This is a genomic window from Thiohalobacter sp. (assembly GCF_027000115.1).
GTDB lineage: Bacteria > Pseudomonadota > Gammaproteobacteria > Thiohalobacterales > Thiohalobacteraceae > JALTON01.
The window spans coordinates 1-19412 of the sequence record NZ_JALTON010000022.1 but is presented as its reverse complement, the minus strand read 5'-3'; the positions used below and the strand labels follow the sequence as shown (position 1 = coordinate 19412).

Below are 19412 nucleotides of genomic sequence, written 5' to 3'. Positions count from 1 at the left end.
GCACCCGCCCCACCGAGGCCATCATCAACGATATCCGGGATCGCATCGCGCGGGTGCCGGGCATCCGGCGCATGTCCATACTGCGCCCGCAGGGTGGCCCGGCCGGTTCCGACATCGAGGTCGGCATCCTTGGCGAGGACATTGCCGACCTGCGCATCGAGGCGGAACGCCTGAGGGACTACCTGCGGCGGCTGCCCGGCGTCTACGATGTGCGCCAGGACCTGGACGTGGGCAAGCTGGAATACCGGTATCGCCTGAACGATCGCGGCCGCGAGCTGGGCCTGACCCAGCAGGCGCTGGCCGAGGCCGTGCGCACCGGCTTCCTGGGCCAGGAGGTCACCCAGGTCACCCACGGCGACGCGCGCATTCCGGTGCGCCTCATCTATCCCGACAGCGTGCGCGGTCGCGCCGGACTGGCGCAGCTGCCGCTGGTGCTGGCCGACGGCCGGCTGGTGTATCTGGGCGAGGTGGCAGACATCGAGCCGGGACGTGGCCTGGCCACCATTTCGCGACGCGATGGCCGTCGGCTGGCCACCGTGACCGCCGAGGTCGACAGCGAGGTGACCACGGCGCTGGCGGTCAGCGAGCAGATCCGCAAGGTGTTCGACTATGGCGAGGAAGCGCCTTTCGAGCTGCTGTTCCTCGGCGAGAAGAAGGCGGCGGCGGACTCCATGGCCGATGCCCGGCGCGCGCTGGTGATCTCGCTGGCCATCATCTTCTTCATTCTGGCGGCCCTGTTCAATTCACTGCTGGACCCGCTGGTGGTCATGTTCGCCATCCCCTTCGGCCTGATCGGCGTGGTGTTCGGTCATGCCCTGTTCGGCTACAAGCTGCAGTTCCTGTCCATGATCGGCTTCCTGGCACTGACCGGCATCGTGGTCAACGATTCGCTGATCCTGGTGGACTTCGCCAAGCGCATGCGCCGCGAGGGCCGGTCGCGCATCGATGCCATGATGGCGGCCGGCCGGGTGCGCATCCGCCCCATCCTGCTCACCAGCATCACCACCTTCCTGGGCATCTCGCCGCTGATATTCTTCGCCACCGGACAGACCGCCTTCCTGTCGCCCATGGCGGTCAGTCTGGGCTTCGGGCTGCTGTTCGCCACCGTGCTGATCCTGGTGGCGGTGCCGGCCTTCTATCTCATTGCCGATGATCTGCGCGCACGGCTCAGGGCGCGGATGCCCTGGCTGCCCGGCAGCGATCCGGGGAACCGACATGACGGATGAACGACTCGCGGCCCTCGCCCGCTGGGCGCAGGCGCAACTGGATATCGCGTCGCTGGACGTGGCGCCTGCCTCTGCGGATGCCAGCTTTCGCCGCTATTTCCGCGCACGGGACGGTGGGCGCAGCTGGATACTGATGGACTCGCCCCCCGAGCGCGAGCCCCTGACCGCCTTTCTCGATGTTGCCCGCCGGCTGGGCGCGATCGGCGTGCATGTGCCGGAGGTGATCGCCGCCGATCCCGAACGGGGCTTTGCGCTGTTGTCCGATCTGGGCAGCCGCCCCTATCTCGATGCGCTGGACGATGCCTCCGCGGATCGCCTGTATGGCGACGCCATGGCGGCGCTGCGCGTCATCCAGGCCCGTGGCCCCGGTCCCGGCGAGCTGCCGCCCTACGACGAGGCCCTCTTGCGCGGCGAGCTGGCGCTGTTCAGCGACTGGTTGCTGGCCCGCAAGCTGGGCATCGACACCGACGGCGCGACCGGCGAGCTGCTCGCGTCCGCCTTCGACCGGCTGGTCGCCAACGGCCTGGAGCAGCCACAGGTGTGCGTGCACCGCGACTATCACTCCCGCAACCTGATGGTCGTCGAGCACAATAACCCGGGCATCCTCGATTTCCAGGATGCGGTCATCGGCCCGGTCACCTACGACCTGGTGTCCCTGCTGCGCGACTGCTACATCCGCTGGCCGCGGGCGCAGGTCGAGGCCTGGGCCGTCGGCTACTTCGAGCAGGCGTTGCAGGCGGGCATCCTCCGCGATGGCATCACCGACGAGACCGGCTTCCTGCGCTGGTTCGATCTGATGGGCATCCAGCGCCATCTGAAGGCCGCGGGCATCTTCGCCCGGCTGGACCTGCGCGACGGCAAGCCCGGCTACCTGGCCGACATCCCCCGCACGCTGGGCTATGTGGCCGAGGTGGGTGCGCGCTATCCGGAGCTGGCGCGGCTGGCCGGTTTCGTGGCCGACGAGGTGCTGCCGAAGCTTGCCGAACTGCGGGGGCGCTGAATGCGCGGTTGTTCTGGCGTGGTGGGGTCGAGTATCGTGCCGCCATGAAAGCCATGATCCTGGCCGCCGGGCGCGGCGAACGCATGCGGCCCCTGACCGACCGCACGCCCAAGCCGCTGCTGGAAGCGGGCGGCCAGCCGCTGATCGTGCATCATTTGCGGGCGCTGGCCGTGGCCGGCATCCGCGAGCTGGTCATCAACCATGCCCATCTCGGCGCACAGATCGAGGCCACCCTCGGCGACGGCAGCCGCTTCGGTGTTCGTATCCGCTATTCGCCCGAGCCCGAGGGTGCGCTGGAGACCGGCGGTGGCATCCTGCAGGCGCTGCCGCTGCTGGGCGAGGCGCCGTTTCTGGTCATCAACGGCGATGTCTGGGCCGATGTCGACTACGCAGCGCTGGCCGCCGCGCCCGAAGGCCTCGCGCATCTCATGCTGGTGGACAATCCGCCGCATCACCCCGAGGGCGACTTTCACCTCGACGCCGCCGGCCGTGTCCATGCCGAGGACAGCCCCCGGCTCACCTTTGGCGGTATCGGTGTCTATCGACCCGAGCTGTTCGCGGGCTGTCGCCCTGGCCGTTTCCCGCTGGCGCCGCTGCTGCGCAACGCGATGGCAGCGGGACAGGTGACCGGCTGGCACCACCATGGCGACTGGATCGATGTCGGTACGCCCGAACGCCTGGTGCAGTTGCGCCGGCGGCTTGGGGAAACGAGCCCGGATATTTCACCAGCCGAACGGTGACTGTCTTGCTGCAGCATCAACAAAGACAGAGAGTTATTCGGGAGTCCAGGGGGGTTTGACAATGACGCTTTGTGCCCGTCACCCTTCTATCCCTGGCTGAGACAAGGCGCATGGGCCAGGAGATCCCCGACAGTCGTTTCAGCGAACAGGACTTCCGGGCCTTCCGCGAGCGGTTGGCGGCGGAGACGGAAACCCTGGCGCAGTGGTTCCGCCAACGCCGTTTCTCGACCCGCGCCCCGGTGGGCGGCTACGAGCTGGAGGCCTGGCTGGTGGACGGCAGGGGGGATCCGGCGCCGGTCAACGAGGCCCTGCTGGCCGCGCTGCAGGATCCGCTGGTGGTGCCGGAACTGGCGCGCTTCAACATCGAGCTGAACGGTCATCCGCAGTACCTGCAGGGCGCGGCACTGTCCCTGCTGCACCAGGAACTGGCCGATACCTGGGCGCGTTGCGCCACCGCGGCGGCCGGCCTGGATGCGCGGCTGATGATGGTGGGCATCCTGCCCACCCTGCGTGAGGCACAGCTCCATGCCGCCAACATGTCGCCCTCGGAGCGCTACCGCGCGCTGAACGAGCAGGTCTTCCGCCAGCGCCAGGGCCGCCCCCTGCATCTGGACATCCTCGGTGTCGAGCATCTGGTCACCGAACACCGCGACGTGATGCTGGAGTCCGCGACCACCTCTTTCCAGATCCATCTCAAGGTCCCTCCGGCGCGTGCCGTGCGCCTGTACAACCTCGCCCAGATCCTGTCGGCGCCGCTGGTGGGTGTCGGCGCCAACTCGCCCTTCCTGTTCGGCCATGACCTCTGGGCGGAAACGCGCATCCCCCTGTTCGAGCAGAGTGTGGAGGTCGGCGGTTACGCCGGTGCCGCGCAGGGTCCGGTGCACAGGGTGTCCTTCGGGACCGGCTATGCCCGCGAGTCGTTGCTGGAGTGTTTCGAGGAGAATCTCGAACACTTCCCGCCGCTGTTGCCGGTGGCGCTGGACCGGCCGGAAACCCTGCCGCACCTGCGCCTGCACAACGGCACCATCTGGCGCTGGAACCGGCCGCTGCTGGGATTCGACGAGGACGGCACGCCGCATCTGCGCATCGAGCACCGCGTCCTGCCGGGCGGTCCCTCGGTGCCCGACCTGATGGCCAACGCTGCCTTCTTCTTCGGGCTGATGGCGCATTTCGGCGGCCAGGAGCCGGCCCCGGAAACCCTGCTACCCTTCGCCACGGCGCGCGACAACTTCTACGCCGCCGCCCGCGAGGGTCTGGAGGCAAACATCGTCTGGCTGGACGGGCGCCGCGGCCGGCTCGCCGAGCTGATCGGGACACGACTGGTCCCCGCAGCACGTGCCGGTCTGGAACAGCTCGGCATCGATGCCACGGACAGCGAGCGTTACCTGGACATCATCGCGGCGCGCGCGGCGAGCGGCCGCAACGGGGCTGCCTGGCAGCGGGCGTGGGTGGCGCGCCACGGTCGTGACTGGCATGGGCTGGTCGAGGCCTGTCTCGCCCGCCAGGAAAGCGGCGAGCCCGTGCACGGCTGGCCGCTCTGAAGCGCCCCGAGCCCGCTGCAAATCCGCCATCATCCGCAGCCCCTGGTGCAACATGCGGGTCAGCCATCCAGCGGTTCTCCGCAGTGCGGGCACACCTTCACCTTCTCCTCTTCCGCCAGCCTGAGCAGGCGCTCGGCCTCCTCCCGGTCCAGGCCCAGCGCCTTGCGCATGCTGGTGAGCTTGCGTCGCTCGCCGCGACTGAGGCGGCCGTCCTCCAGGGCCTCCTCCACCTCGACCAGGTACTCCTCGCGACGGCGACGCAATTCGTCGGAAAAGGCCGAGGCCAGGATACCGGCAGGCAGTGCCACCATGCCGACACCGATGATGGTGATGGTGGCGCCGAAGAACTTGCCCCAGGGGGTGATGGGGGTGACGTCGCCATAGCCCACCGTGGTCAGGGTGGCGACCGCCCACCACATGGCTGCGGGAATGCTGCCGAAGGCCTCCGGTTGTGCCTCGTGTTCAACCAGATACATGCCGCTGGCCGCGAAGATGAGCACGACCAGAAGAATGAAACCGGCCGCACCGAAGGCACGCGCCTCGCGCCGCAGGACGGTCATGAGCAGGGTCATGGCCGGGGAGTAGCGGGTGAGCTTGAAGATGCGGAACAGCCGGAATACACGCAGGAACAGCAGGTCCACCTGGGTCCAGACGAGCAGATAGAAGGGCAGGATGGCAATCAGGTCGATGATCAGCATCGGCGTGGCGGCGAAGCGCAGTCGCCCCAGTATCGGCGAGTGGAATCGGGGGTCGGGTGACTCTACGCTGGACCAGAGCCGTAAACCGTATTCCAGGGTGAAGGCCAGGGTGGAGAAGACCTCGAAGGCGAACAGCGGTTCCCCGTAGGCGGCATAGACGGCATCTATCGATGCCAGGATGTTGGCCAGAACATTGAGCAGCACCAGGGTCACGATGGCGAGTGTCACCCAGCGTGCGGCGCCCCGCGCGCCCGGCGCCGGCTCCAGTAGCCGGTACACGCGGCGGCGAAGTCTCCGTGCGGCGGCCTTTCGGTGTCGGTGTGGGCTGCTCAAGGTGTCATCCGGTGCGCAGGCCGGCCAGGCAGTCGAGGACCTCCCGCGGTTCCAGGCGCCGCGTATAGTCGGTGTCGGCGAAGGCCAGCCGGATCAGCCCGGTTTCGTCGAGCACGTAGGTTGCCGCTATGGGCAGTTCGTACCCGTCCGTATCGTTGAACTGCGGCAGGTCGATACCGTAGTTGCGATAGATGGGGCGCAGCATCTCCGGCAGGTCGAACACCAGGCCGAACAGTGACGCCACCCGGTTGCCGCCGTCGGAGAGCAGCGGGAACTCGATGCCCAGGCGGTCTGCCGTTTCCCGGTTCTGCTCGATGGTCTGCGGCGACAGGGCGATCAGGCGGGCCCTCAGGGCGCGGATCTGCGGATCGATCTGTTGCAGATGCTTGAGTTCCAGGCTGCAGTAGGGGCACCAGCCGCCGCGGAAGAAGGAGATCACCACCGGGCCCTGCGCCAGCAGTTCCGACAGCGTCACCATCTGCCGGTGCTGGTCGGGCAGGCTGAAATCCAGGGGGCGCATGCCCTCGCGCAGGCAGGTTTCCGCCACGCCCGAGTCGGCCATCTGCTTCATTGCCTCACGGATGGCCTCGGTGACGGCCGCCGGCGCCTCGCGCACGAAGCGCTTGTACAGGGCGTCCAGTTCCGCCTGCAGGCTGTCGGGCGCCTGTGCGCCGTGGGCGCTGATGTGGATATCGGACGGCATGCTTGTCTCCCCGCGGTGCTGCGCGACGCCCGCTCATGATAACGTGCGCCCGCGCCGAATGGCAGCGGTCGGCAGCGGCCCGGGGCTGGGGTAACATGAGCGGCCTCTGTGGACGGGATGTCGTGTGAAAACAGGCCTGCAACAACTCGATGCCGTGCCCGAAGGGCTGCTGGATGCCGCACCGGAGAACCTGCAGTCGCTGCTGGGCGGGCCAACGCTGCTGCATCTGCCCGGCCGCCGCCCCGAGCCGCTGTTCGTCTCGGTGTTGCTGCACGGCAACGAAACCACCGGCTTTCTTGCCCTGCAGGCGGTGCTGCGCGACTATCGGGACCGCGAGCTGCCGCGGGCGCTCAGCATCTTCTTCGGCAATGTTGCGGCTGCTGCCGCGGGCCTGCGGCGGCTGGAAGGGCAGCCCGACTACAACCGGGTCTGGCCCGGGGGTGAGGGCGCGGGCACGCCCGAGCACGCGCTGATGGCGGCGGTGGTCAGAGAGATGGAAGGGCGTCATCCCTTCGCCGCCATCGACGTGCACAACAATACCGGCACCAATCCCCATTACGCCTGCGTCAACCGCATCGATCATCGCTACCTGCACCTGGCCACGCTGTTCTCGCGCACGGTGGTGTATTTCACCCGCCCGCGCGGCGTGGCCGCCATGGCCATGGGCAACCTGTGTCCTTCGGTCACGGTGGAATGCGGCAAGCCGGGGCAGCCCCATGGTACCGAGCATGTGCGCGCGTTCCTCGATGCCGCGCTGCACCTCTCGGATATCCCGGTGCACCCCGTTGCCCTGCACGACATCGACCTGTTCCACACCGTGCTCATCCTCAAGGTCGCCGAGGAGTGCCGCTTCGGTTTCGGCGGCAGCGATGCCGGCGCCGACCTCGACTTTCTGCCGGACCTCGACCGCATGAACTTTCGCGAACTGCCGCCCGGCACCTGCCTGGCGCGGGTTCGGGGCGGTCGGCTGGACTGTCTGCAGGCCTGGGACGAGCGGGGCCGCGACCGGGTGGCGGACTATTTCGCCGTCGAGCAGGGCGAGCTGCGCACCCGGCGGGCAGTCATGCCGTCCATGTTCACCCTGGATGAACGGGTGGTGCGCCAGGACTGCCTGGGCTACCTGATGGAGCGTTACGAACTGGTCGCGCCCGACGAGGCGCTGCCCTGAATGCGCCTGCTGGTTGCCATCACCCCCCACGGTTACGGGCACGCCGCGCAGGTCGCGGTGGTGCTGGAGGCGCTGGCCGCCCGCTGTCCGGACCTCGAACTGCATCTGCACACGGATGTGCCGCGTGCCTTCCTCGAAAGTCGCATTCCCGTAGCCTTCGAGCTGCATCCCGGCAGCAGTGACTTCGGGATGCGCATGCACTCGGCGCTGCATCTCGATCTCGAGGCCAGTGCGCGCGACTACGCGGGTCTGCATGCGCAGCGGGATCGGGCGCTGTCGCGTCTGGGGGCGCTGCTGGCGCGCGTCCGCCCCGACCGCGTGCTGTGCGATGTTCCCTGGCTGCCGCTGCGTGCCGCGGCAGAACGGGGCATTCCCGCACTCGCGCTCTGTTCGCTCAACTGGGCCGACATCTACGACCACTATTTCTCCGCTCGCCCCGAGGCACAGGAACTGCTGGCGGCCATGCGCGCGGACTACCTCAGCGCCCGGTGCTTTCTGGCGCCCGAGCCGCACATGCCCATGCCCTGGCTGGACAACCTCCAGACCATCGGACCGCTGGCGCGCATCGGCCGCAACCGGCGCACCGAGATCGACGCCGCCTTCGGCACTTCCGGCCGGCAACTGCTGCTGGTGGCGCTGGGCGGTGTCGCCGGACGCCTGTCCGTGACCGACTGGCCGCGACGCGCGGACCGGGTACTGCTGGTGCCGGACGAATGGGGCGCGGTGCGCGAAGACATCATCCCGCTGGGGCGGCTGGGCATGCCCTTCATCGATGTCCTCGCCAGCAGCGATGCCCTCGTCGGCAAGCTGGGCTACGGTACGGTGGCGGAATGCGCCTGCAACGGTGTACCCATGATCCACGCCCCGCGCGACGACTGGCCGGAGGAACCGGTGCTGGCGGGTTGGCTGGCACGGGTGGGGCGTCTCGCGCGCATCGAAACCGCGGATCTCGAGGCCGGCCGCATCGACGCCGCGCTGGCTGCCGTCGCCGGTCAGCGCTTCGAGCCCGTTCCGGCGACCGGCGCGGCCATGGCCGTGGCGCGGTTGCTGCAGGGTTGAGTGCGGTGGTTCGATCGAAGGGCGAAGAGTGCCACTGAATCCACCGAACCCACCGAAAGGAACAATGGTCCGGCGAAGCAGCCCGGATGAAGTGCAACGTAATCCGGGGAAATGGATGCCATGAAGCCCGGATTCCAGCGTGCCGCCTGCATCCGGGCTACACGTGCACCATCACATTATTCCGTGGATTCGGTGGATTCCGTGGCGTTCTTGATGTCGCTCAATCGCCGGCCAGCCCGGCGGCCTGCTGGTCGGCGTGGTAGGAGGAGCGCACCATGGGGCCGCTGGCCACCTGCTGGAAGCCAAGGTCGCGGGCGGTGTCGGCCAGGGCGTCGAATTCCTCGGGGGTGACGAAGCGTTCCACCGGCAGGTGGTGCAGGCTGGGCTGCAGGTACTGGCCGAGGGTGAGCATGTCCACATCGTGGGCGCGCAGGTCGCGCATCACCGCCTCGACTTCCTCCAGGGTTTCGCCGATACCCAGCATCAGGCCCGACTTGGTCGGCACGCCGGGGTGCGCTTCACGAAAACGCTGGAGCAGTTTCAGCGACCAGGCATAGTCGGCGCCCGGGCGCGCCTTGCGGTACAGGCGGGGCACCGTTTCCAGGTTGTGGTTGAACACGTCCGGCGGCGCGGCGCGGAAGATATCGAGTGCCCGGTCCATGCGGCCGCGGAAGTCCGGCACCAGCACCTCGATGCGGGTCTCCGGGCTGTGCTCGCGCACCGCCTGGATGCAGGCCACGAAATGGGCGGCGCCGCCGTCGCGCAGATCGTCCCGGTCCACCGAGGTGATGACCACGTAGTTCAGCCCCATGGCACGAATGGTGCGCGCCAGGTTGAACGGCTCGTCGGCATCCAGCGGATCGGGACGGCCATGGGCCACGTCGCAGAAGGGACAGCGGCGGGTGCAGATGTCGCCCATGATCATGAAGGTCGCGGTGCCATGGCCGAAGCATTCGCCGAGGTTGGGGCAGGAGGCCTCCTCGCAGACCGTGTGCAGCCGCGCCTCGCGCAGCACCCGCTTCAGGCGCTGCACTTCGGGGCTGGCGGGCGAGCGGGCCCGGATCCAGTGCGGCTTGCGCGGCGGCCGCACCGTCGGCTCGATCTTGACCGGGATGCGCGCCGTCTTGGCCGCGCCGCGCTGGTGCTTGAGGTCGGAATCGGACATGAGGAGGTTCCGTGCGATGGGGGGCATAGTTTAGCTGGCGCCCTCGCCGGCGGCGAGTGCGGCGTGGATTTCGTGGGAAATCAGGGGGGAATTGGCGGAGAAGTCAGGGGTCAGGCGTGAGGCGTGAGCGTTGCGCTGGGCGCTCCCGGGTTAGACTCCTGACTCCTTGCTCCGTCACTCGACCGTCTCCAGCCGGTAACCGAGTCGTTCCGCCAGGTGCCGCGCAAGCCGCGTGCCGGCTGCCTCGACATCGTAGCCGATGCCCAGATCGGCGAGGCGGGTGACGGCCATGCCGGGGTGGCCGCAGGGGTTGATGCGGCTGAAGGGCTCGAGGTCGAGATCGACGTTGAGGGCGAGACCATGGTAACTGCGGCCACGCTTCACGCGCAGGCCGAGAGCGGCGATCTTGGCGTCGTCGACATAGACACCGGGGGCGTCGCGGCGGGCACGGGCGGTGACGCCGGCCTCGGCCAGCAGGTCGATGACGGCCTGTTCGAGCTCGCGGACCAGGGTCTGCACGCCCATGCCGCGGCGGCCGATGTCGAACAGGGTATAGGCCACCAGCTGGCCGGGGCCGTGGTAGGTCACCTGGCCGCCACGGTCGATGGCGACCACGGGGATGTTGCCGGGATCGAGCAGGTGCTCGGGCTTGGCATTCAGGCCGAGGGTGTAGACCGGCGGGTGTTCGAGCAGCCAGAGCTGGTCCGGGGTGTCCGGGGTGCGCTCTGCGGTGAAGTCCTGCATGGCGCGCCAGGTCGGTTCGTAGGCCGCCCGGCCCGGCCGGCGCAGCCGCAGGGGCGGGGGCCGGGACATGGGGTCAGAGCACCATCAGCACCGCGGCATCGGCGGTCAGCTCGCGGTAGAAGGCATCGAGCTGGGCCCGGTTCTCGGCGCGCACGGTGACGGTCACGGCCAGGTAGTTGCCGTTGCGGCTGGCGCGCGAACGCACGGCGCCCTCGCCGAGATCGGGGAAGTGGCGGCGGGCGATCATCACCACATGGGCCTCGAAGGACGCGTCCTGCCGGCCCATCACCTTGACCGGAAAATCGCAGGGGAAATCGAACAGCTCGTCGGTGTCGTTCATGCGGGCATGATATCGCCGCGGCATCCGCGAAATCCACGAAACCCGGTTCCCATCGGGGTTTGTGGGGGCGTCAGTCGGCCTCCCCGCGGCGCACGGCGTCCTTGTAGTCCTGGTAGAGGCGGTGCATCCGGCGGAAAACCGGGCCGGGCTGGCCGTCGCCGACCGGCACACCGTCGAGTCGGGTGACCGGCACGATCTCGCGGGTGGAGCTGGTGAGCCAGACCTCGTCGGCATCACGCAGCCGTTCCACGGGGATGTCCGCCTCGCGGGCCGGCAACCCCTGTGCCGTGGCCAGCTCCAGCACCAGGTCGCGGGTGATGCCCGGCAGCAGCAGCGGACCCTTGGGCGGCGTCTCGATCACCCCGTCGCGAACCACGAACAGGTTGCTGGCCGCCCCCTCGGTGGCCTGGCCCTGACGGATCAGGATGGCCTCGGCGGCGCCGGCATCGATGGCCTGCTGGCGCAGCAGCACGTTGGGCAGCAGGGTGATGGCCTTGATGTGGCAGGACTGCCAGCGGATGTCGTCGAGGGTGACGGCGGCGACACCCTGTTCGGCGATGGCCGGATCGGGCGGGTTCAGCGGCGTGCTCATGGCGAACACCGTGGGGTGGATGTCCTGGCCGCCGAAGGCGTGGTCACGTTTCGGCAGCACGCCACGGGTCACCTGCAGATAGACCGACTGGTCCTCGCCCTCGTTGCGATCCACCAGGCGTTGCAGCACCCCGGCCCAGCCGGTCTCGTCGAGCGGTTCGGGAATGCGCACCTCGCTCAGGCTGCGCTGGAGCCGCTGCAGGTGTTCGTGCAGGCGGAACAGGCGGCGGCCATAGGCCGGGATGACTTCGTAGACGCCGTCGCCGAACAGGAAGCCGCGGTCCAGCACCGGGATGCAGGCCTCGTCGAGGGGCAGGAACTGGCCGTTCAGATAGACGTCGGTCATGGTGGGGGTGGGAAGCCGGGGGTCAGGAGTCAGGACTCAGGAGTCAGGAGTGGAAGCCGGGGGCTTGCTGGCCATTGCGTGCGCCCGCCCCTTGCGTCTCACCAGTCTTCGACGTACAGCAGTGCCTCGTCGCGCAGCCGCTGCCACAACGAGCCCTCGCCGATGGACTCCAGCGCCACCAGTGGCGCCTCTGCCACCAGTTCACCATCCAGCCGGATCTGCACGCTGCCGTAGGGCGTGCCTTCGGTGACGGGTGCGACGAGCCGGCCCGGCAGCTGCATCGTGGCATCGAGGTCCTTGTAGCGCCCGCGCGGGATGGTGATGTAGAGCGTCTCGGCCAGACCCAGCGGCAACTGTTCGCGCTCGCCCTTCCATACCCGTGCCTCGGTCAGGCGGGTGCCGGCATCGTAGAGCCTGTGGGTCTCGAAGAAGCGAAAGCCGTAGTTGAGCAGGGCCTGCGAGGCATTGGCGCGCGCCTCCTCGCTGGCGGTGCCCAGCACCACCGAGATCAGCCGCATGCCCTCGCGCTCGGCCGAGGTGACCAGGCAGTAACCGGCCGACTCGGTGTGACCGGTCTTGATGCCGTCCACCGAAGGGTCGCGCCACAGCAGCCGGTTGCGGTTCTGCTGGGTGATGCCGTTCCAGGTGAAGGACTTTTCCGAATACCAGGCGTAGTACTCGGGGAACTCGCGGATCAGCGCCCGGGCCAGTTTCGCGATGTCGCGGGCGGTCATGTAGTGATTCGGGTCCGGGAGCCCGGTGGCGTTGGTGAAGTGGCTGCCGGCCAGGCCCAGTTCCCGGGCGTAGCGGTTCATGTATTCGGCGAAGGTGGCCTCGCTGCCGGCGACGTGCTGGGCCAGGGCGACGGTGGCATCGTTGCCGCTCTGGATGATCATGCCCTTGAGCAGGTCGCGCACCGGCACCTTCTTGCCGACCTCGATGAACATGCGCGAGCCGGGCATGCGCCAGGCGCGCTCACTGACCGTGACCTCGTCGTCCAGGTTGAGCGAGCCGGCGGCCAGTTCCTTGAAGATCACATAGGCAGCCATCAGCTTGGTGATGCTGGCCGGCTCCATGCGTTCGTCGGCGGCCTTCTCGGCGAGTACGCGGCCGCTGTGGAAGTCCTCGAGAATGTAGCCGCGGGCGCCCACATCCGGAGCCCTGGGCACGGGCAGGGGGGCGGCGAGTGCGGCGCTGGCGAGCAGCCACAGGCACGACAGCAGAATGGAACGCATGGGCATGTCCGGATATCAGAAGGGTTTGCGGGAACAGGGCGACATTGTCGGCGTCACGGGCGGCATTTTCAACGCCCGTGACGAAATGATCAGTCGATCACCACGTGCGGGTCGCGGATGCCGAAGGCGGCCAGCCGTTCGCTGACCCGGTCGGCCTCCTCGACATTGGAAAGCGGACCGATGCGGACGCGGAATACCGGCTGCTGGCGACTGTAGCCGGCGCTGATGTGCACCCCCCCGGGCAGGGCCGCCTGGCGCAGACGGTCGCCCAGGCGCTCGGCGTTGTAGCGGCTGGAGAAGGCGCCGACCTGCAGCCAGAGTTCCGCGTTGCCGATTGTCGGCGGGTCAGGCAGGGCGGGCTCGGGACGCGTCGCCACCCGGGTGACGGACTCGGGCCGGCGCGGGTCCAGGGCGCGCACCTCCACCAGCCCGGTGCCATGGCGCTGGATGCCCAGCTTCACCGCGGCGGCGTAGGAGAGGTCGATGATGCGGTTGTGATGGAAGGGGCCACGGTCGTTGACCTTGACCACCACCGAGCGGCCGTTGCGCAGGTTGGTCACCCGCACCCAGGTCGGCAGCGGCAGGGTCTTGTGCGCCGCGGTCATGGCGTACATGTCGTAGGGTTCGCCGCTGGAGGTACGCCGGCCATGGAACTTGGTACCGTACCAGGAGGCAATGCCGCGCTCGACATAGCCCGCCGCCGAATCCATGACGTAGTAGCGCTTGCCGCGGACCACGTAGGAGTCGGGGTTGCCGTAGCGGCTGCGGGGTACCACCTGCGGCACCGCATCGGGGATCCGGGAGACATCCACCGGCTGCCGCGGCGCGCCGTCGCGGGTGACATGACTGCCCCCACCACAGCCGGCGAGCATGGCCACCAGCAAGACCGGCAGAGAGTTGCGAAACAGGCTGCCCATGCCCTGATTATCGCCCGGTTTGCGAAAAATCCAAGGGTCTTGCCGTCGTCTGCTATTCCGCGAAGGTGTCACGGTTTGCCTGTTCTGCGGCAATCGCCTGCGCCAGTTGGTGCACGGCCATGGCGTAGAGCGGGCTGCGGTTGTAGCGGGTGACGACGTGGAAGTTGTTGCAGGTGACCCAGTACTCGGGGCCGTCGGCGCCGGCCAGTTCGATCAGGCCCACCGGACGGTCGTCCGCCAGCGGGGTCTCCGGTATCACGCCCCACTCCGCCAGCCGGGCGGCGGGCAGATGCGGCTTCAGGCCGGCCGCCAGCAGTTCGCCCGGGCGCTCGCCCTCGAGACGCGCGCGCACCGCCACCGGACCGCCGTATTCCCAGCCATGCACCTTGAGATAATTGGCCACGCTGCCCAGGATGTCGGGATCGGAGTGCCACAGATCCCGGCGGCCGTCGCCGTCGAAATCGATGGCGTAGCGGCGGTAGCTGCTGGGGATGAACTGGCCGTGGCCCATGGCGCCGGCGTAGGAACCCAGTGCCTCGCGCGGATCGACCCGCTCCTCGCGCGTGAGCAGCAGGAACTGCTCCAGTTCGCCCGTGAAGAAACGGCTGCGTGGCGGATAGGCGAAGGCCAGCGTGGCCAGCGCATCCAGTACCCGGAAGCGCCCGGCATGCTGGCCGTAACGGGTTTCCACGCCGACGATGGCAACGATGTAGGCCGGATCCACCTGCAGCCGTTCGGCGACCCGGTCGAGCAGGGCCTCGTGGGTGTCCCAGTAGGCGAGGCCGCCGTCGATGCGGGCACGGTTGACGAAGATGGGGCGGTATTCGTGCCAGGGCTTGGCCTCGGCCGGCCGCGAGATGGCGCTGAGGATGCTGTCCTTGCGTTGCGCCGCGTCGATCAGCGCGGTCACCTCGGTGCGATCCAGGCCGTGGACCTTCACCATGCGATCGATGAAGGCGCGTGCCGCCGGGTCGTCGCTGAAGTCGCCGGCGCGGGCGCCCAGGGCCAGCAGGGCGAACAGGCCGGCAATCAGGGTGCGTGATGTCATGGTGGCGTTTCCCTGCCTCATCCCGGCAGCAGCTTGCGGTGGGTGTGAATGGACATGAGCATACCGAAGCCCGCCATCAGGGTCACCATCGAGGTGCCACCGTAACTGATCAGCGGCAGCGGCAGGCCGACCACCGGCAGCAGGCCGGTGACCATGCCGGTGTTGACGATCAGGTAGACGAAAAAGGTGAGCGCCAGGCTGCCGGCCAGCAGCCGGGTGAAGGTATCCTGGGCCTGGGTGGCGATGGCAACGCAGCGCAGCAGGATGAACAGGTACACCAGCAGTACCAGCAGGATGCCGATCAGGCCGAATTCCTCGCCCAGTACGGCAAAGATGAAATCGGTCGAGCTCTCCGGAAGGAATTCGAGCTGCGACTGTGAGCCGTTGAGCCAACCCTTGCCGTACAGGCCGCCGGAGCCGATGGCGATCTTGGACTGGATGATGTGGTAGCCGGCACCGAGGGGGTCGGCCTCGGGATTGAGGAAGGTGAGCACGCGCTGGCGCTGATAGTCGTGCATGAAGTGCCAGAGTACCGGCAGGGAGGCTGCAGCCACTACCGCGAAGGCGCCCAGCAGTCGCCAGGACAGCCCGGCCAGGAACAGCACGAAGAAGCCGGTGCTGGCGATCAGCAGCGAGGTGCCGAGGTCGGGCTGGCGGGCAATCAGCAGGGTGGGCACGGCGATGAGCGCGGCCGAGACCAGCAGCCTGCGGCCATCCGGCGGCAGGCGCGCGTCAGCGAGATACCAGGCCAGCATCATGGGCACCGCCAGCTTCATCATCTCCGAGGGCTGGAAGCGGACGACGCCCAGGTCCAGCCAGCGCTGCGCGCCCTTGCCGATGTCCCCCATCACCAGCACCGCGACCAGCAGGCCGATGCCCGCGCCATACAGCCAGGGTGACCAGCGAAACAGCAGCGAGGGCGGGATCTGGGCCACCACGAACAGGGCACCATAGGCCAGCGCCAGCCGTACCAGTTGTCGCTCCAGAATGGCCTCGCTCTGGCCCGCGGCACTGTACAGGATGACCAGGCCGATGCCCGAGAGCACCAGCAGGCCGGCCAGCAGCAGGCCGTCCAGGTGCAGGCGCTGGAGAAAGGTGCGTCGGGTGCCGGAGCCGGGGTTGAGTTCCATGTGCTGCCTTTGCCGTTTCAGGTGTCCGAAGGGGCGTGGCCGGACCCGCCGCCTCCCGCGTCGTGGCCGCCGGTTTCGCGGGGATGCAGTTCGAACCAGGCATCCAGTATCTCGCGCGCGATGGGCGCGGCCACGGCGCCGCCGGAGCCGCCATTCTCCACCACCACCGCCACCGCCACCTCGGGCCGCTCGGCCGGGGCGAAGGCGATGAACAGGGCGTGGTCGCGCAGCTTTTCCGCGATCTCCTCGGCCTCGTATTCCTCTTCCTGGGCCAGCCCGAAAACCTGCGCCGTGCCGGTCTTGCCGGCGATGCGATAGTCGAGGCCTTCAGCGATGCGCCGCGCAGTGCCCCGCCGGCCGTGGACCACTTCGATCATGGCCTGGATGGTGGTGTCCCAGTGGCCGCGGTCGATGATGGGAATGTGCCGTGGCTCCGGCCGGAACAGCGCCTCGATGGCATCCGATTCGGGTGCGCGCGTCGCCTGCACCAGGTGGGGCCGGTGGACCTCGCCGTAGCGAGCCAGTGCCGCAGTGGCGCTGGCAAGCTGCAGCGGCGTCGCCAGATCGAAGCCCTGGCCGATGCCGGCAATCAGGGTCTCGCCCGGAAACCAGGGTTCCTTGCGGGTGCGCCGCTTCCACTCGGTGGAAGGCAGCAGCCCCGGCAGCTCGCCGAGAATGTCGATGCCGGTGAGGCGGCCGAAGCCGAACTGGTCCAGATAGTCGTGCATGCGGTCGATGCCCAGCGAGCGGGCCAGGTCGTAGAAGTAGACATCGCAGGACTGGGCGATGGCGTCGGTCAGGTCCACCATGCCGTGGCCGCCACGCTTCCAGTCGCGGTACTTGCGCGCCTTGCCGGGCAGCTGGTAGTAGCCGGGGCAGTAGGTCCTGCTGCCGGCATGGGTGATGCCCAGTTCCAGGCCGGCGAGACCGACGAAGGGCTTGATGGTCGAGCCGGGCGGATACTGCCCGCGCAGGGCGCGATTGAACAGCGGTCGGTCGGGATCCTGCTGCAGGGCCTGGTATTCGTCGTACTCGATGCCCTTGACGAAGGGGTTGGGGTCATAGCTGGGCAGGCTGACCAGCGCCAGCACCGCGCCGTCGCGGGGGTCCATGACCACCGCTGCGCCGTTGTAGTTGCCCAGCGCGCGCTCTACGGCCGACTGCAGCCGCGCGTCCAGGGTCAGGTAGAGATCGCTGCCGGCGACGGGGGGCTCGCGGCGCAATACCCGCAGCGTGCGGCCCTGGGCATTGGTCTCGACCTCCTGGTAGCCGACCGTGCCGTGCAGCAGGTCCTCGTAGGTTTTTTCAATGCCGACCTTGCCGGTGTGGGTGGTGCCGCGGTAGTTGGCGGTGTCGAGGGTCTGCAGGTCATCCTCGTTGATGCGGCCGACGTAGCCCACGGCGTGCGCCGCGTGGCTGCCCAGCGGATAGTGGCGGGTGAGGCCGGCCTGGATCTCCACGCCGGGGAATCGGTGACGATTGATGGCGAAGCGCGCCACTTCCTCGTCACTGAGGTGCAGCCGCAGCGGAATACCCTCGAACCTGTGCATGCGCTTGCGCAGCTTCCCGAAGCGTTCGAGGTCCGAGGGTCGCAGCGCCACCAGCTTGCCCAGTTCGGCGAGGGTGGCGTCCAGGTCGGGCACCTGTTCCGGAATCACCTCCAGCCGGAAAGCGGGCAGGTTCTGCGCCAGCAGCACGCCGTTGCGGTCGAGGATCAGGCCGCGATTGGGGGGGATGGGCTCGATCTTGACCCGGTTGTCCTCGGACAGGGTGGCATAGTGGTCGTGGGCCAGCACCTGTAGCTGGATCAGCCGCCCGACCAGCACCAGCAGCAGTACCACCGCGCCTGCCAGTGCCGTCACGGCGCGGTTCATGAACAGCCGCCGTTCCAGCAGGTCGTCCTTGAGGGTGATGCGGCGTGCCATGGGCGGCAATCAGGAGACGCGGAAGGCGCGGCGCAGGTTGCGCAACAGCAGGAACAGCGGCGGCCAGACCAGGGCGCCCAGCAGCGAGGGCATCCAGTACAGCCAGGAATGGACGGGGCGGCCAACGATGCCGTTGATCCAGAGCACGATCAGTTGCGCCAGTGCCAGCAGCACCAGCAGCGACAGCGACTGCTGCCACAGTGGGTAGAGGCGGATGCGCTGGTGGAGCTTGATGATGAGGTAGATGGTCACCGCATAGGCCAGCGCGTGCTGGCCCAGCAGGGTGCCGGTCAGCACGTCCTGCACCAGGCCCGCCAGCCAGGCCACGCCTACGCCGACCCGGTGGGGCAGCGCCAGCGCCCAGTACAGCAGGACCAGCAGCACCCAGTCGGGGCGATAGATGCGGGCCGCCTCCGGCAGCGGGACGATGGCCAGCACGAAGGCCGCCAGCAGGGTGAACAGGATGACGCCGCCGCCATGGCGATGGGCGAGGGTATTCATGGTGCGGGTGCTCCCTCGTCGGCCGCCTCCGCCGCGTCGGTCGCTTCGCCCCCCGCCCGTTCCCGGGTCCACACCAGCAGCACCTCGCGGGCGCGGTCCAGTTCGGCCAGCGGGCGGGCGTAGATGCGCGCAAAGCTCTGGCCCGGATCGCGGGTGACCGCCTCGACCCGGGCCACCGGATAGCCGGGCGGGAAGCGGCCGCCCAGACCCGAGGTCACCAGCAGATCGCCGGCCGCAATGTCCGCGCTGTTGGGGATGTGCGGCAGCGACAGCCGTTCCAGCGAGCCGATGCCCAGCGCCACCGAGCGCAGGCCGCTGCGGTTCACCTGTACCGGCAACGCATGCGCCGGGTCGGTGATGAGCATGGCGGTGGCGGTGAAGGGCGTGACGGCAATCACCTGCCCGACCACACCCTGGGCGTCCAGCAGCGGCTGGCCCACGAACACCCCGTCGCGGCTGCCCTTGTTGATCAGGATCTGGTGGCGCCAGGGGTCCAGATCCACCGACAGCAGCTCGGCGATCAGGACCCGCTCGCCCACCTTGAAGGAGGAATCCAGCAGTTCGCGCAGGCGCAGGTTCTCCGCCTCCAGCGCCTCGAGCTTCTGCAGCTGGGCCTTGAGGATCAGGTGTTCGGTGCGCAGACGCGCGTTTTCCTCGGCCAGTGCCCGGCGGCTGGCCAGGGTCTCGCGGAACCAGCCGCCGGCGCTTTCCGGCAGATCGACCAGCAACTGAAGGGGGTAGACCAGCACCGACAGCGCGCTGCGCAGGCCATCGAGGTGATTCTGGCGGTGGTCGACCGTCATCAGTATCACCGAGGCCAGCATGACGAGCGCCAGCCGGATGGTGAGCGAGGGTCCGCGGGTGAAGAGCAGCTTGCTCATGTCAGGACTCCGGCACGGGGCCGGGCAGGGCTGTTCGGGCGTCGTCGGATGATGGGCCTCGCCAGGTCGGTATGGACATGCGCCCCATTATAGGGGGTAGAGATGGGGCGCATGTCCATAC

The 19412-nt window shown here is 68.4% G+C and carries 19 protein-coding genes; 6 read left to right on the top strand and 13 right to left on the bottom strand.

Annotated features, from left to right (window positions below; genetic code table 11):
• The 4 genes from MVF76_RS03440 to MVF76_RS03425 form a co-directional block, all read left to right on the top strand.
• On the top strand, positions 1-1226 hold a 1226-nt coding region (locus MVF76_RS03440; protein ID WP_297527392.1), incomplete at its 5' end, for an efflux RND transporter permease subunit.
• Positions 1216-2226, top strand: coding sequence for an aminoglycoside phosphotransferase family protein (locus tag MVF76_RS03435; RefSeq protein WP_297527391.1), 1011 nt, complete (start codon positions 1216-1218; stop codon positions 2224-2226). The genes MVF76_RS03440 and MVF76_RS03435, both read left to right, overlap by 11 nt.
• A gap of 44 nt (positions 2227-2270) precedes the next feature.
• Entirely contained in the window at positions 2271-2966 is a 696-nt protein-coding gene (murU, locus tag MVF76_RS03430; RefSeq protein ID WP_297527390.1) for an N-acetylmuramate alpha-1-phosphate uridylyltransferase MurU, read from the top strand.
• 110 nt (positions 2967-3076) lie between these two features.
• Entirely contained in the window at positions 3077-4507 is a 1431-nt protein-coding gene (locus MVF76_RS03425) for a glutamate--cysteine ligase (RefSeq protein ID WP_297527389.1), read from the top strand.
• Between the two features lie 59 nt (positions 4508-4566).
• On the opposite strand, the gene MVF76_RS03420 is transcribed toward MVF76_RS03425, so the two are convergent.
• A complete protein-coding gene (locus MVF76_RS03420; protein WP_297527388.1) occupies positions 4567-5484 on the bottom strand; it encodes an ion transporter in 918 nt (305 codons plus the stop codon).
• Between the two features lie 58 nt (positions 5485-5542).
• Positions 5543-6241: a peroxiredoxin-like family protein gene (locus MVF76_RS03415; RefSeq protein WP_297527387.1), complete on the bottom strand. Its 699-nt coding sequence runs from the start codon at positions 6239-6241 to the stop codon at positions 5543-5545.
• A 124-nt stretch (positions 6242-6365) separates the two neighbouring features.
• Here MVF76_RS03415 and MVF76_RS03410 point away from each other — a divergent pair, with 124 nt between their 5' ends.
• Together MVF76_RS03410 and MVF76_RS03405 are read left to right on the top strand one after the other, a co-directional pair.
• Entirely contained in the window at positions 6366-7409 is a 1044-nt protein-coding gene (locus tag MVF76_RS03410; RefSeq protein WP_297527386.1) for a M14 family metallopeptidase, read from the top strand.
• Positions 7410-8468, top strand: a complete 1059-nt coding sequence (locus MVF76_RS03405; protein WP_297527385.1) for a hypothetical protein — start codon at positions 7410-7412, stop codon at positions 8466-8468.
• Positions 8469-8688: 220 nt separating this feature from the next.
• Here the strand turns inward: MVF76_RS03405 and lipA are convergent, their stop codons facing one another.
• From lipA to mreC, 11 genes are all read right to left on the bottom strand, one after another.
• Positions 8689-9633: a lipoyl synthase gene (lipA, locus tag MVF76_RS03400; RefSeq protein WP_297527384.1), complete on the bottom strand. Its 945-nt coding sequence runs from the start codon at positions 9631-9633 to the stop codon at positions 8689-8691.
• Between the two features lie 174 nt (positions 9634-9807).
• The gene (gene lipB / locus MVF76_RS03395; protein ID WP_297527383.1) at positions 9808-10446 is read right to left on the bottom strand and encodes a lipoyl(octanoyl) transferase LipB; all 639 of its coding nucleotides are present in this window, start codon (positions 10444-10446) and stop codon (positions 9808-9810) included.
• Positions 10447-10450: 4 nt separating this feature from the next.
• Positions 10451-10717 (bottom strand): YbeD family protein, encoded by a 267-nt coding sequence (locus MVF76_RS03390; protein WP_297527382.1) that lies wholly within the window; start codon positions 10715-10717, stop codon positions 10451-10453.
• 70 nt (positions 10718-10787) lie between these two features.
• On the bottom strand, positions 10788-11654 hold the full coding sequence (locus MVF76_RS03385; protein ID WP_297527381.1) for a D-amino acid aminotransferase: 867 nt from the start codon (positions 11652-11654) through the stop codon (positions 10788-10790).
• Positions 11655-11752: 98 nt separating this feature from the next.
• Positions 11753-12889 carry a D-alanyl-D-alanine carboxypeptidase family protein gene (locus MVF76_RS03380; RefSeq protein WP_297527380.1) on the bottom strand — a complete coding sequence of 379 codons (1137 nt, stop codon included), beginning with the start codon at positions 12887-12889 and terminating at the stop codon, positions 11753-11755.
• Positions 12890-12978: 89 nt separating this feature from the next.
• Entirely contained in the window at positions 12979-13806 is an 828-nt protein-coding gene (locus MVF76_RS03375) for a septal ring lytic transglycosylase RlpA family protein (protein WP_297527379.1), read from the bottom strand.
• 52 nt (positions 13807-13858) lie between these two features.
• The gene (gene mltB, locus MVF76_RS03370) at positions 13859-14854 is read right to left on the bottom strand and encodes a lytic murein transglycosylase B (protein ID WP_297527378.1); all 996 of its coding nucleotides are present in this window, start codon (positions 14852-14854) and stop codon (positions 13859-13861) included.
• A 17-nt stretch (positions 14855-14871) separates the two neighbouring features.
• Complete coding sequence (rodA, locus tag MVF76_RS03365) at positions 14872-15984, bottom strand: rod shape-determining protein RodA (RefSeq protein WP_297527377.1); 1113 nt, start codon at positions 15982-15984, stop codon at positions 14872-14874.
• Positions 15985-16001: 17 nt separating this feature from the next.
• Entirely contained in the window at positions 16002-17909 is a 1908-nt protein-coding gene (mrdA, locus tag MVF76_RS03360) for a penicillin-binding protein 2 (RefSeq protein ID WP_297527376.1), read from the bottom strand.
• A gap of 9 nt (positions 17910-17918) precedes the next feature.
• The gene (gene mreD / locus MVF76_RS03355; protein WP_297527375.1) at positions 17919-18410 is read right to left on the bottom strand and encodes a rod shape-determining protein MreD; all 492 of its coding nucleotides are present in this window, start codon (positions 18408-18410) and stop codon (positions 17919-17921) included.
• On the bottom strand, positions 18407-19291 hold the full coding sequence (gene mreC, locus MVF76_RS03350; RefSeq protein ID WP_297527374.1) for a rod shape-determining protein MreC: 885 nt from the start codon (positions 19289-19291) through the stop codon (positions 18407-18409). Before mreC ends, mreD begins: the two co-directional genes overlap by 4 nt.
• Between the last annotated feature and the right edge of the window lie 121 nt (positions 19292-19412).